General features: G+C 73.7%; 1 pseudogene. It reads right to left on the bottom strand.

Annotation, left to right across the window (positions count from 1 at the left end):
- Nucleotides 1-205, bottom strand: a pseudogene (locus G3I40_RS44690) (FAD-dependent oxidoreductase); the annotation flags it as partial.

Here is a 205-nt window from a genome sequence, read left to right on the forward strand (position 1 = left end):
TCCCCGAAGGCGATCTCCGCGCTGTGGAACTCCTTGAGCCGGGCGAGCTGGGCCGGGGTGTGCGCCACCTCCAGGACGCCGCCCTGGTGGACGTCGGCGTCGATGCCCTCCGCGGCGGCGGCCCGGACGACCTCGCCGACGGTCTCGTTCATCGCCTTCTGGAGCCGTACGGCGGCCTCGTGGCCGTGCAGCCTCGCGTACCGGT

Origin of the sequence: Streptomyces sp. SID14478, from assembly GCF_010548525.1 — a bacterium.
Classification (GTDB): Bacteria; Actinomycetota; Actinomycetes; order Streptomycetales; family Streptomycetaceae; genus Streptomyces.